General features: G+C 64.6%; 11 protein-coding genes. 9 read left to right on the top strand and 2 right to left on the bottom strand.

The features are described from left to right. Window positions 1–14: 14 nt before the first annotated feature. The 3 genes from AC3WJU_RS00965 to rsmD are packed head-to-tail and all read left to right on the top strand — an operon-like array spanning window position 15 to window position 3939. Complete coding sequence (locus AC3WJU_RS00965; protein ID WP_492258943.1) at window positions 15–1052, top strand: DAK2 domain-containing protein; 1038 nt, start codon at window positions 15–17, stop codon at window positions 1050–1052. Further along, complete coding sequence (locus AC3WJU_RS00970) at window positions 1042–3321, top strand: ATP-dependent DNA helicase RecG (RefSeq protein WP_492258914.1); 2280 nt, start codon at window positions 1042–1044, stop codon at window positions 3319–3321. The genes AC3WJU_RS00965 and AC3WJU_RS00970 overlap by 11 nt, the downstream gene beginning before the upstream one ends. A gap of 51 nt (window positions 3322–3372) precedes the next feature. Continuing rightward, a complete protein-coding gene (rsmD, locus tag AC3WJU_RS00975; RefSeq protein WP_284988346.1) occupies window positions 3373–3939 on the top strand; it encodes a 16S rRNA (guanine(966)-N(2))-methyltransferase RsmD in 567 nt (188 codons plus the stop codon). 20 nt (window positions 3940–3959) lie between these two features. Here rsmD and AC3WJU_RS00980 read toward each other — a convergent pair whose 3' ends face one another. Continuing rightward, entirely contained in the window at window positions 3960–4748 is a 789-nt protein-coding gene (locus tag AC3WJU_RS00980) for a spermidine synthase (RefSeq protein WP_492258915.1), read from the bottom strand. A gap of 2 nt (window positions 4749–4750) precedes the next feature. Next, window positions 4751–5980 carry an aminotransferase class I/II-fold pyridoxal phosphate-dependent enzyme gene (locus AC3WJU_RS00985; RefSeq protein WP_059387663.1) on the bottom strand — a complete coding sequence of 410 codons (1230 nt, stop codon included), beginning with the start codon at window positions 5978–5980 and terminating at the stop codon, window positions 4751–4753. 105 nt (window positions 5981–6085) lie between these two features. On the opposite strand from AC3WJU_RS00985, the gene coaD reads away from it, so the two are divergent. The 6 genes from coaD (at window position 6086) to smc (ending at window position 12929) form a co-directional block, all read left to right on the top strand. Beyond that, window positions 6086–6571: a pantetheine-phosphate adenylyltransferase gene (gene coaD, locus AC3WJU_RS00990; protein WP_059387664.1), complete on the top strand. Its 486-nt coding sequence runs from the start codon at window positions 6086–6088 to the stop codon at window positions 6569–6571. A 146-nt stretch (window positions 6572–6717) separates the two neighbouring features. Then, window positions 6718–7245, top strand: coding sequence for a YceD family protein (locus tag AC3WJU_RS00995; protein ID WP_059387665.1), 528 nt, complete (start codon window positions 6718–6720; stop codon window positions 7243–7245). A 32-nt stretch (window positions 7246–7277) separates the two neighbouring features. Continuing rightward, the gene (gene rpmF, locus AC3WJU_RS01000) at window positions 7278–7481 is read left to right on the top strand and encodes a 50S ribosomal protein L32 (protein WP_028264646.1); all 204 of its coding nucleotides are present in this window, start codon (window positions 7278–7280) and stop codon (window positions 7479–7481) included. A gap of 22 nt (window positions 7482–7503) precedes the next feature. Further along, window positions 7504–8235, top strand: a complete 732-nt coding sequence (gene rnc, locus AC3WJU_RS01005) for a ribonuclease III (protein WP_284988344.1) — start codon at window positions 7504–7506, stop codon at window positions 8233–8235. Window positions 8236–8243: 8 nt separating this feature from the next. Further along, on the top strand, window positions 8244–9230 hold the full coding sequence (gene mutM / locus AC3WJU_RS01010) for a bifunctional DNA-formamidopyrimidine glycosylase/DNA-(apurinic or apyrimidinic site) lyase (RefSeq protein ID WP_284988343.1): 987 nt from the start codon (window positions 8244–8246) through the stop codon (window positions 9228–9230). A gap of 105 nt (window positions 9231–9335) precedes the next feature. Then, entirely contained in the window at window positions 9336–12929 is a 3594-nt protein-coding gene (gene smc, locus AC3WJU_RS01015) for a chromosome segregation protein SMC (protein ID WP_492258916.1), read from the top strand.

Raw genomic sequence — 12929 nt, forward strand, 5'->3', positions numbered from 1 at the left:
CCAATACGCACGCCATGAAGCGGTGGCTGGGCAAAGCGGAGACGACGCTCGGGAACCACAGCGACCGCCTCAACGCCATCAATATCTTCCCGGTGGCCGACGGCGACACCGGCACGAACCTCTACCTCACTGTCCGCTCCGCCGCGGCATCATTCGCAGATCGTTCCATCGCCGACGAACCGGTGAACGACGTCGGCGCCGTTCTGGCCGCGGCCGGACGGGTGGCGATGGAGCAGGCCCGGGGGAACTCCGGAACACTCTTTGCTGTCTTTTTGTGCGCAATGGCCGAGCCGCTGGTCGGGCACACCCGCCTCAGTGCGCCCCTGCTTGCCGCAGCCCTGAACCGGGCCCAGATCAGGGCATGGTCGGCCTTGAGCGAGCCGGTTCCGGGCACCATGCTCTCCGTTCTCGAGGCTGCCGCCAGGGCGGCAGGCGAATGCGATAGTGCCCACAACGGCGACGACAGCAACCAGGCGCTGGGCCTTGCCCTGGACGCCGCCGTCAATGCCGCGCTGGATGCTGTGGTGCAAACCGAGGACCAACTCGCGCCGCTGCACGACGCGCACGTAGTGGATGCGGGTGGGGTGGGCATGCTCTTGATCCTGGACTGCCTGCGTTCGGCTGTGCTTGGGGAAGAACTCCAGGATGAGCTCCTGGACGGGCTGCACGGCTATGACCTGCAGGATCCGCACATCCATGCGGGAATGCCCGACGACGACGGCGTCGAGGTCATGTGCACCATCAGCCTTTCACCGTTGGACGCTGCCACGCTCCGTCAGCGGCTGGACGAACTTGGCGACTCCGTCATCATGAGCCAAGTGGGCAGCGCGAGCGGCCCATCGGGACCGAATGATGGCGGGGACGACGACGATGACGACGAGGACGCCGCAGAAGCCAGCTACCGGTGGCGCGTCCACGTCCACGTTCCGGAAGCTGAATCCGCCGTGGCAGTCATCCGCTCGCTCGGCGAGCCCACCGATATCTCCGTCAGCCAGCTCTCCATGCCGCGCGACCCAGGCCTTCCGGCAGGCCTGCACGGGCATGAATACTGAGCTTCACCTTCCCCTCGAGCGGAGGATCGGCAAACGCTCCGCGTCCGTCATCGAGAAGCACCTTGGCTTGGACACTGTCGGGGAGCTCCTGAACTACTTTCCCCGTCGTTACCTGAGCCGCGGGGAGCTGACGCCCATCAGTAAACTGCCGTTGGATGAAGAGGCCACCCTCATTGCCAGGGTGCTGTCCAATTCAACCCGCCAAATGCGGGCAAGGCGCGGATCGTTGACGGACGTCGTGGTGACGGACGAGGCCAGCGGTGAGCAGATTCCCGGAACCTTGAAGATCAGTTTCTTCAACGGCTTCCGCGCCCGCAATGAGCTTCAACCGGGCCGCAGGGTGATGTTCTCCGGCAAGGTCAGCCGCTACGGCGGATCGCTGGGCATGACCAATCCGGACTTCATGCTGCTCGACGAGGATCCGGAGCTGGCCGGTTCCGTCGATCCGGAAAAGCTTGCAGCCATGCCCATTCCCGTGTATCCGGCCACGGCGAAGCTCACCAGTTGGTCCATCCACAAGGTCATCACCACGCTGCTGGACACCATCGATGTGGACAGCATCGAGGATCCGCTGCCTGCCGAAATCGTGTTCCGGGAGAAATTCCTGGGGGTGGGGGACGCGTACCGGCTGATCCATTCTCCGGAAACGGCGGCTGACTGGCAGCGCGCCCGTGACCGGTTCCGCTACCAGGAGGCACTGGTTCTGCAGACTGCGCTGGCACGGCGGCGGGCCCAGTTGGCCGCAGAGGAGGCCACCGCTCGTCGGCCGGTGCCCGAAGGGCTCCTCGCTGCCTTCGACGGGCAGCTTCCGTTCACGTTGACTGCCGGCCAGGCCGCCGTCGGAAAGACGCTTTCCCACGAGCTGGCACAGGACTCGCCCATGAACCGCTTGTTGCAGGGCGAAGTTGGTTCCGGAAAGACGATCGTCGCCTTGCGGGCCATGCTGCAAGTGGTGGATGCCGGCGGGCAGGCGGCGCTGCTTGCCCCGACGGAGGTCCTCGCGGCACAGCACTTTGATTCCATCCGGAAGACCCTGGGCACGCTGTCCCGCGACGGTTTGTTCGGAGGTGCCGGGATGCTGGGCGGGGCCGGATTGTTGGACAGCGAGCCCGGGAGTGGACCCGGTACGGTCCAGGTCGCCTTGCTGACGGGCTCGATGCCGACAGCTGCCCGCAAGCAAGCCATGCTGGACGCGGCCTCGGGCAACGCCGGCATTGTGATCGGCACCCATGCGCTCCTGAGTGACAAGACCTCGTTCCAGGATCTCGGCCTGATCGTGGTGGATGAGCAGCACCGCTTTGGCGTGGAGCAGCGCGACGCCCTGCGGGCCAAGGCCAACCGGCCACCCCACCTGTTGGTGATGACGGCTACCCCGATTCCGCGCACTGTTGCCATGACCGTCTTCGGCGACCTCGAAACCTCCGTGCTGGACGAACTTCCTGCGGGCCGGGCGCCCATCTCCACCCATGTCGTCGGGCTCGCCGAAAACCCGGGCTGGGCGGCCAGGATCTGGAAACGCTCGCGGGAAGAGATCGACGCCGGCCACCAGGTGTACGTCGTGTGTCCCAAGATCGGAGACGACGACGACGGCGACTTCAGCCCGGGTGAAGCGGAACCCAGCGACGCCGAACTTTCGGAGGAAGGCCCCGCGCGCGAGCTCGCCTCGGTGACCGCCGTCGTTGAAACGCTCAGCCAGGAGCCCGCCCTGCGCGGCGTCCGGGTGGAGCCCCTCCACGGACGGCAGGATCCGGCACTCAAGTCCGAAACCATGGCCTCGTTCACCGCCAACCAGACCCAGCTATTGGTGTCCACCACGGTCATTGAGGTGGGCGTGGACGTCCATAACGCCACCCTGATGGTGATCCTCGACGCCGACCGCTTCGGCATTTCGCAACTCCACCAGTTGCGTGGGAGGGTAGGCCGCGGTGGTCTTCCGGGGACTTGCCTGCTGGTCACGACGCTCGAACCCGGCCACCCAAGCCGCAGGCGCCTGGATGCCGTTGCTTCCACTACCGACGGCTTCGAGCTTTCCCAGGAAGACCTCAAGCTGCGCCGGGAAGGCGATATCCTGGGCGCTTCGCAATCCGGCGGGCGCTCGACCCTGAAGTTGTTGCGGGTCCTGGAGCATGAGGACGTGATCGCCCGCGCCCGCACCGATGCCCAGTGGCTCGTTGCCAACGATCCCGGACTGGAGGGCCATCAGGCCTTGGCCGCCGCAATTGACGAGTATCTGAACCCCGAAAAGGAGGCGTTCCTTGAACGCGGCTAAGGAATCTACGCCTGAAGGCACATCTGGGTGCGCCGCCCCGGGAGGTGGCCGGTGAGCCGGATCATTGCCGGCGTGGTCGGCGGAAACCCGCTGGTCAGCGTCCCCGGAAACGCCACCCGGCCCACGACGGACCGCGTCAAGGAAGCGTTGTTCTCCCGGCTCGAGGCGCTCGACGCCATCGACGACGCCCGGGTTCTGGATCTTTACGCGGGTTCGGGGTCTCTCGGCATCGAAAGTGCAAGCCGGGGCGCGCGCTCTGCCGAACTCGTGGAATTTGATGCACGCGCCTCCGAGGTCTGCCAGCGAAATGCAGACATGGCCAACCAAGTGCTGGGGCGAAGGACTGTCTCGGTCCTACGTTCCAAAGTGGAGTCCTTCCTGGAACGCGCGGCGGATGACGTCCTCTGGGACCTGGTGTTCCTGGATCCGCCGTACCCTTTGGATGAGCCTTCCCTCAAGGCTGTCCTCACCAAGCTTGCCTTCCACCTCGATGAAGGCGCGGTGGTGGTCGTCGAGCGTTCCTCACGGTCCCCGGAACCGGACTGGCCGGACACCCTGGAACGGTTTGCCGACAAAAAGTACGGCGAAACCAAGCTCTGGTTCGCCGAGCCCGTCTAGCGCTAGCCCGAAAGCCGGCGCTAGCCCGACAACCGGTCCAGTTCCACTCCGCTCAGTACGGCCGCCGGGTGCGGCCCCCGGGCCAGGAGTTCCGCTGTCCAGCCAGCCGGCCACGGCCGGCGCGTTCCCACCAGGATGATGTTGCCGGGATAGCGGCCGGCGAACATGCCAGCCTCAGCGAACGCGGCAACGTCCGGCACCGCCCGGCGCATCGCGGCGACCTGGCTGCGTACCAGGGTCAGGGCTGCTTCGTCGCCGACGTTGACGATGAGCACTCCATCGGGCCGGAGCCGCGCCGCGGCCTCTTCATAGAATTCCTGGCAGGCGATATGCGCCGGAGCCTCGGGACCGGAGAAGATGTCCAGGATCACGACGTCGAACTCGAGTTCCGAGGGCAGTTCGGCGAGTGTTTCGCGCGCGTCGCCGATATGGGTCTCCAAAAGGGTGCCGTCAGGCATGGGCAACTTCTGCAGCACGAAGTCGAGCAATTCACGTTCGAGTTCGACGGCGTGTTGTTCCGAACCTGGCCTCGTCGCCTGGATATAGCGGGCCAGGGTCAAGGCCCCAGCGCCGAGATGAAGTGCAGTGATTGCTTGTCCGGCCGGCGCGGCCAGATCCACCACATGGCCGATCCTGCGCAGGTATTCGTAGAAGATTTCCGCGGGTTCCGCGAGGTTGACATGGGATTGCTCGGCGTCGCCGATGCGCAGGATGTAGGCGCCGTCGATCAGCGTGTCGGCTTCGATTGCGGCATGCTGGCCGGTGGCCCGCAGGAATCGACGCCCCTCGTGATTTTGCCCCGTTGACACGGTCAGAGCTTGTTCCGCAGGGTGGCCAGCCGGGCGGCCGCTTCTTCCAATACTTCGGTCTTCTTGCAGAACGCGAACCGGAGCAGGCTGCGCGTCCTCTCCGCGCCTTCCGGGTGGCAAAACACGGGTACAGGGATGGCGGCCACTCCTACGAGCTCCGGAAGCTTTCGTGCCAAGTCCACGGAGTCCCTGATGCCGAGGGGCGCGGTGTCCACATTGATGAAGTATGTTCCCTGCGGCGTGTAGACGCCGAAGCCGGCGGCCCGCAGTCCCTCGGCCAGGATGTCCCGCTTGTGCTGGAGGGTGGACGCGATACCGCTATAGAACTCATCGGGAAGGGCAAGGCCCACTGCGATCGCACTTTGGAAGGGGGTGCCGGAACTGTAGCTGAGGAATTGTTTGACGGTGCGGATCGCCGCCACAAGGTGGGCGGGTCCGCTGAGCCAGCCGATCTTCCAGCCGGTGAACGAGAACGTCTTGCCGGCCGAGGAAATCGTAACGCTTCGTTCGGCCGCTCCGGGGATACCGGCGACCGGAAGGTGCTGCACACCGAAGGTGAGGTGCTCGTAGACTTCATCGCTGAGGATCACGGCATCGTATTTCCGGGCGAGTTCGACGACGCGTACCAGCACCTCGCGCGGGAAGACCGCCCCCGTGGGATTGTGCGGGTTGTTGAGCAGCACAACCTTGGTGCGCTCGCTGAATGCCGATTCCATGGCATCCACGTCCGGAAGGAAGTCCGGTGCCAGCAAGGGAGCGGTCACATGCTTGGCCCCGGCAAGTCCGATGATGGCGCCATAAGAGTCATAGAAGGGCTCGAAAGTCAGGACCTCGTCGCCGGGCTCGATGAATGCGAGCAATGCGGCGGCGATGGCCTCGGTGGCTCCGGTGGTCACAACGACTTCCGTCTGCGGGTCCGGGGTCAGTCCGTAGAAGCGTTCCTGGTGTGCGGCGATGGCCTCGCGAAGTTCAGGGATGCCCTTGCCGGGAGCGTACTGGTTGGCTCCCGCCGTAATGGCCGCCTGGGCTGCTGCCTTGATTTCCGCCGGCCCGTCCTCGTCCGGGAATCCCTGGCCCAGGTTGATGGCGCCGGTGGACATCGCCAGGGTGGTCATTTCTTCGAAGATGGTCACTCCTAGGCTGCCGTCGGCCGAAAGCAGGTTGGCTCCGCTGGCGGCTCGCTGCCATGGCGCGGCGGACGTGTTCTGGCTGAGAGAGGCCGGGCTCGTCACTGTGGGGTTGCCTTCCTGGGTGCTGGCTTCCGGCTCGTCCGGCCCGCCGTTTCAGCCATGGTATCGCCATAGTGCCTGCGGCCCCGGATGGGGTAGGTTCGAACCATGAGACGCGCTGTGTGCCCTGGCTCCTTCGACCCTATCCACAACGGACATTTGGAAGTCATCGCAAGGGCCGCCGGCTTGTTCGATGAAGTCGTCGTCGCGGTGTCCACCAACTACGCGAAGAAGTACCGCTTCAGCTTGGAAGAACGCATGGACATGGCCCGGGAGACCCTGGCTTCCTTGCGGGGGATCATCGTGGAGCCCATGGGTGAGGGACTGCTCGCCGAATACTGCAGGCACCGGGGAATTTCGGCGATCGTGAAGGGCTTGCGTTCGTCCTCGGATTTTGACTACGAACTTCCCATGGCCACCATGAACCGCCAGTTGTCCGGCGTCGAGACCGTCTTTCTTCCGGCGGAGGCCCATTACCTGCATTTGTCGTCCACGCTCATCAAGGAAATCTCCCTCCTGGGCGGGGATGTCTCCGATTTCGTGCCTAAATCGGTGCTCAGGAGGCTCCTTGCTGGCGGGTCGGCAGCGGAGTAGCCCGGCAACGGGTAAGCTGGATCGGTACCTCGGGCAGAACGCGTTGTAATTGACCCGGTTTGAGTCCGCTCGCGCGTTCAGGCTAAGATGGTACGTCGGTCATATGTTCTACAGGAGTTCTCATTAAGCGAGATGCAAGTTCGCCCTTGACGCTGGACGTCAAGGACCTCGGACGTAGTCCAGGAAGCATGCGGACGCTCACGGAACATGTACCCGCGCCAAGTGACCTTGGCGTGGCACTCATTGGCGTTCAGGAAGGCTCGGATATCGAGCTCGACTTGAGGCTTGAGGCCGTACACGAAGGAATTCTGGTATCTGGAACTGTGTTCGCTGAAGTCAAGGGCGAATGCGGACGATGCCTGGATCCCCTTGCGTATGACCTTGAGGTCAATGTGCAAGAACTTTTCTTCTATGAAGGCGTCGAGCTTTCGGACGAAGAAGACGATGAAGAGCAACGTCGAGTCGAGCACGATCTAATCGATCTTGAACCGGTGTTGCGGGACGCGGTTGTAACCATGCTGCCGTTCCAGCCGGTGTGCCGGGAAGACTGCCAGGGCCTTTGCTCAATCTGCGGAGTGCGTCTGGAAGACGAGCCGGGGCACCACCACGAGGACCTGGATCCTCGCTGGGCTGCCCTAGCTGAACTGGCTAAGACCGACCGGCAAACTGATTAGTAAGTGTTGACTAAAAGAGAAATGAGATAGCCGTGGCTGTTCCCAAGCGGAAAATGTCTCGCGCAAATACACGCGCCCGCCGTGCCCAGTGGAAGGCAACTGCCCCCAACTTGGTCAAGACCATCGAAAACGGCCAGGTTGTTTACAGCCTGCCGCACCAGGCAAAGGTCGTCACCGACTCTGCCGGGACCGCGCTGTTCCTTGAATACAAGGGCCGCAAGGTCGCAGACGTCTAAATCCGCCACAAGGCTGACAAGGATGTCTTCAACTGAAGAGCTTCTGAAGCGTCTCGGTGTCTCCATTGACGCCGAGACGCTTCGTCTTGCTCTGACACATCGTTCATACGCGTATGAAAATGGTGGGATTCCCACCAATGAGCGCCTCGAATTCCTGGGCGACTCCATCCTGGGCTTTTCCGTGACCGATTCGCTCTACCGCGACAACCCGGCGCTTCCGGAGGGCGAACTCGCGAAGCGACGCTCCGCCGTCGTGAGCACCCGCGCGCTGGCGGGTATCGGCCGGGACCTCGGAATCGGCGAATTCATCTACCTCGGGCAGGGCGAAAGGCTCACCGACGGTAAGAACAAGTCTTCAATTCTTGCGGACACCATGGAAGCGCTCATCGGCGCCACGTATCTTTCCAACGACATTGAGACCGCCCGGCAGCTCGTGATGCGGCTCGTTGGACCCTTGCTCAAGGATGCCGCAGCACTTGGCGCCGGCACCGACTGGAAGACCAGCATGCAGGAGCTTGCCGCAAGCCGTCAGCTCGGGTCCATCTACTATGCAGTCGAAGGCTCCGGCCCGGACCACGCGCGCAGCTTTGAGGCAGTGCTCCAGATCGGCGGCACCGCCTACGGCAAAGGCACGGGCCACTCCAAAAAGGAAGCCGAGCAGGAAGCCGCAGCAGATGCGTGGCGCACCCTTAACAGCAAGGTCGCGCTGAATGGCAAAGCCGACTCTCCGGCTGATCCCGCGCACAGCGCCTGATTCTTCACATGCCGGAACTGCCCGAAGTCGAAGTGGTCCGCCGCGGCCTGGCACGCTGGGTGCGCGGCCGGACCATCACTGACGTGGAGGTGCTCGATCCCCGTTCCATCCGCCGTCACGCGTTGGGCACGGAAGACTTCATCGGGAACCTTGAGAACTCCACGGTTTTGGATGTCGTCCGGCGCGGCAAGTTCCTGTGGATGCCCCTGCGGACCGAGGAACCCGGCGGCACCGGCGGGGCTGTGTCCGGCAAAATGATCCCCGGCGAAGCGGTCCCCGGCGTCGCGCTGATGGCGCACCTCGGTATGAGCGGGCAGCTCCTCATGCAGGATCCGGGGGTTCCGGACGAGAAGCACCTCAAAGTCCGCTTCCGCCTCAGCACGTCGGATGGCATGCCGGAGCAGTTGCGGTTCGTGGACCAACGGATCTTCGGCGGACTGTTTGTCACCTCGCTTGTACCGACCTCCGACGGCGGTCCCGGCGGCCAGGGCGAGACACCCCTCCCGGAAATTGCCGAAGAAGCCTCGCACATCGCCCGCGATCCGCTGGACCCGCACTTTTCCTTTGACGACTTCTACCGCAAGGTCAAAGCCCGCAAGACCGGGCTCAAGCGGGCCCTGTTGGATCAGGGAGTCATCTCCGGGATAGGCAACATCTACGCCGACGAATCGCTCTGGCGGGCCAAGCTGCACTATGCCAAACCGACAGACACCCTCAAGCGGGCCGATGCCGTGAGGCTCGTCGATGCCGCGAAGGAAGTCATGAGCGACGCCCTCGCAGCCGGCGGGACGAGCTTCGATTCGCTTTACGTCAATGTCAACGGAGTTTCGGGATACTTCGCCCGGTCCTTGGATGCCTATGGACGGGCGGGCGAGCCGTGCAGGCGGTGTTCCGCCGTTGGACTTCCGGGTGTGATCAAACGCGAGCAATTCATGAACCGCTCCTCGTACACGTGCCCGATCTGCCAGCCGAAGCCGCGCAACGGCCGTTGGTAGCGCGGATTCGCCGGTTTGCCCCGCAAATCCGGGGATTTCCGCCGTCGGGCAGTAGATTTAGCCGTAAAGTAGCCACCGGCGACATTGAAAGAGATCCGAAACACCTTGCATCTGAAAAGTTTGACTGTCCGGGGATTCAAGTCGTTCGCGTCGGCCACGACGTTCGACTTCGAGCCGGGCGTCACCGCCGTTGTTGGCCCCAACGGTTCGGGCAAGTCCAATGTGGTTGACGCGCTGGCCTGGGTCATGGGCGAACAGGGCGCCAAGACCCTGCGCGGCGGCAAAATGGAAGACGTCATCTTCGCCGGCACATCGGGGCGGCCTCCGCTGGGCCGCGCGCACGTTGCCCTGACGATCGACAACGCAGACGGCGCCCTGCCGATCGAATACAGCGAAGTCACCATTTCCCGCACGCTCTTCCGGACCGGCGGATCCGAGTACGCCATCAACGGATCGCCCTGCCGCCTCCTGGACATCCAGGAATTGCTCTCGGATTCAGGCCTTGGCCGGGAGATGCATGTGATCGTGGGGCAGGGGCAGTTGGACCGCGTCCTGCACGCCACCCCTGAGGACCGCAGGGGATTCATTGAAGAAGCCGCAGGTATCCTCAAGCACCGGCGTCGCAAGGAAAAGACCGTCCGCAAGCTGGAAGCCATGCAGGCGAACCTGCAACGCCTTGGTGACCTCACGGCGGAAATCCGTCGTCAACTCACGCCGCTGGGCAAGCAGGCCGAAGTCGCCCGCCGCGCCCAGACCGTGCAGTTCGACGTCCGCGACGCCAAGTCCCGGCTGCTGGCCGATGATCTCGTCCGGCACACCCGGGCGTTGGAGAAGGATGTCGCCGACGAGGCCGCGTTGAAAGAGCGCCGCGAGGTAGTAGAAGCGGAGCTCGCTGCAGGCCGCCAACGCCAGATCCGCCTCGAGCAGCTCGCGGCCGAGGCGACACCCCGGCTCAATGCGGCCAGGGACGATTGGTACCAGCTGTCCGCAACCAGGGACCGGCTCCGCGCCCTGGGATCGCTCGCGACCGAGCGTCGCCGCCTCCTTGGCGCCTCCGACGCCGCCCCGGATTCAGGCCGCGATCCGGACCATCTGGACCGGCAGGCCGCCCGGGTCCGGCAGGAACAATCGGAGCTCGAGCACGACATCCTGGCGAAGCAAGCGGGCCTGCTTGAGGCAACCGCAGCCAAACAGGACGCCGAGAACCTGGCCGCCGCCGAGGACAAACGCCTGACTGCCGTGTTGCGGGCCGCCGCCGATCGCCGTGAAGGCCTCGCGAAACTCGTCGGTCAATTGGCCGCCGCACGCTCCCGGGCCGAGGCGGCCGAGGCTGAGCGGGGCAGGCTCAGGGAATCGCTGGCAGCCGGTGAGGAACGTCGTCGCCACGCGCAAAGCGAATTTACGGCCCTCGAGTCGCAAGTGGCCGGCGTCGAAGACGGCGAAGAAAGCCTCGACGCCGAATACGAAGACGCCAGCGCCCTTCTTGACGAGATCAACGCCGAGATTGAGGCGTTGAAGGCTGCCGAACGCGATGAAGTCCGCGAACGCGATGCGCTCACCGCCCGCCGTGATGCCTTGCAGCTTGGACTCAACCGCAAGGATGGCTCCTCGCGGCTTCTGTCCTCGGACCACCCCGGTGTGTTGGGCCCGCTCGCTTCCCTCCTGAGGGTGGAGCCCGGGTATGAGACTGCCGTGGCCGCAGCACTTGGCAGTGCTTCCGACGCCGTCGTGGTGGCGGACGGCGCGGGGGCCGTCGCCGCGATGCGGCTCTTGAAGGACGCCGACGCCGGACGCGCCTCGCTTTTGGTGGCAGGCGCTGTGCCCTCTGCGGGTCCCGAGGCTGGCCTGCCGGAGTCGCCGATGCTGCCCGACGGCGCTCGCTGGGCCGCCGAGTTGGTGGCGGCTGACGCTCCCGAAGCGAGAGGCGTCATGACCCTCCTGGCGTCCACCGCCGTCGTCGACGACTTGGAAACGGCGGCCAGCCTCATTGCCGGCAACCCGGGGCTTACCGCAGTGACCCGGGAAGGAGATGTCTTCAGGGCACTGACGGTGGACGGTGGATCGGCCACGGCGCCGTCGCTCCTTGAAGTCCAGGCCGCAGTGGACGACGCCGATGCCCGGCTCCTGGAGCTCGCCACCCGTCTTGAGCGGGGAAAGTTCGCCCTGGCTGGAGCCGAAGCACGCCGGGCCGATGCCCAGGAACGGGCGAACGCGGCGCTCGACAAACTCCACGATTCGGATGCCCGCCTGGCTGCCGTCGCCGAACGGCTTGGCCACTTGAATTCCCAGTTGCGCAGCGCCGTCGCGGAGCGCGATCGAATGGCGGAGTCCATCGCCAAGGCCGAACTGAACATCGCCGTGGCAGAGGAGTCCCTTGAGCTTGCTGCGGAACGGTTGGCCGCAGCAGAAGAGGCCCCCCAGGAGGAAGAGCCGTCCACGGAGCAACGCGATGCCTTGGCCAGGGCTGCCAGCGAAGCACGGTCCCGTGAGATGGAGGTCAGGCTGGGCTTGCGGAGCGCTGAAGAACAGCTCGCCGCGACCAGCAACCGGGCCGCCTCCTTGGAGCGGGCCGCCGCGAGCGAACGGCGGGCACGGGAGGAAGCTGCGCGCCGGGCCTTGCGTCGCAAAGCGCAAGCCGAGCGGGCTTCCGCCGTTGCTTCCGCCGTCGAACAGACCGTGCGTTTCGTTGACGTGTCAGTGGACCTGGCCGCCCGCGCCCGGGACGTCGCCGAGGCCGTCCGGGAGCAGCGCGAAAAGGAACTCGCTGATGTCCGGAGCAGCAATGAGAAGTTGGCCCAGGAGCTGGCGGGACTGACGGACTCCGTCCACCGCGACGAACTCGCGCGAGCCCAGCAACGGCTCAGGATCGAAACGCTGGAAACCCGCGCCATCGAGGAGCTTGGCCTGTCGGCGGAACAACTCGTGGCCGACTTCGGTCCGGAGCAGCCCGTTCCCGTGCCCGCGGCTGCCGTGGACAAGTGGGCCGAACTCCGCGCGCCGGTGGACGAGGACGGGAACGCCATCGTCGAGGGTGTTCCCTTCGTCCGCGCCGAGCAGGAGAAACGGCTCCGCAAGGCCGAAAGGGACCTCGCAGCCCTTGGCAAAGTGAACCCCCTGGCGCTTGAGGAATTCGCCGCACTCGAGGAGCGCCACCAATTCCTGAGCACGCAGCTGGAAGACCTCAAGTCCAGTCGCAAGGACCTTTTGGACATCATCAAGGAGGTGGACAACCGCGTCCAGCAGGTCTTTGCCGAGGCCTTCGCCGATACCTCCAAACAGTTCGACCACGTCTTTGCGCGGCTCTTCCCCGGCGGTGAAGGCAAGTTGGTGCTGACGGACCCTGATGACATGCTGACCACCGGCATCGAGGTGGAGGCACGGCCTGCCGGGAAGAAGATCAAGCGGTTGTCCTTGCTTTCCGGTGGCGAACGGTCGTTGACGGCTGTCGCGCTGCTCGTGGCGATTTTCAAGGCGCGGCCTTCGCCGTTCTACGTCATGGACGAAGTGGAAGCCGCGTTGGACGATACGAACCTGGGCAGGCTGATCACGATTTTCGAAGAGCTGCGCGAGTCCAGCCAGCTGATTGTCATTACGCACCAGAAGCGGACCATGGAAGTCGCGGACGCCCTCTACGGAGTGACTATGCGGGGCGACGGCGTGTCCACCGTCATCAGCCAAAGGCTCGGTGCCGAGGTCTAG

Source organism: Arthrobacter sp. FW306-1B-F12A (assembly GCF_058781865.1).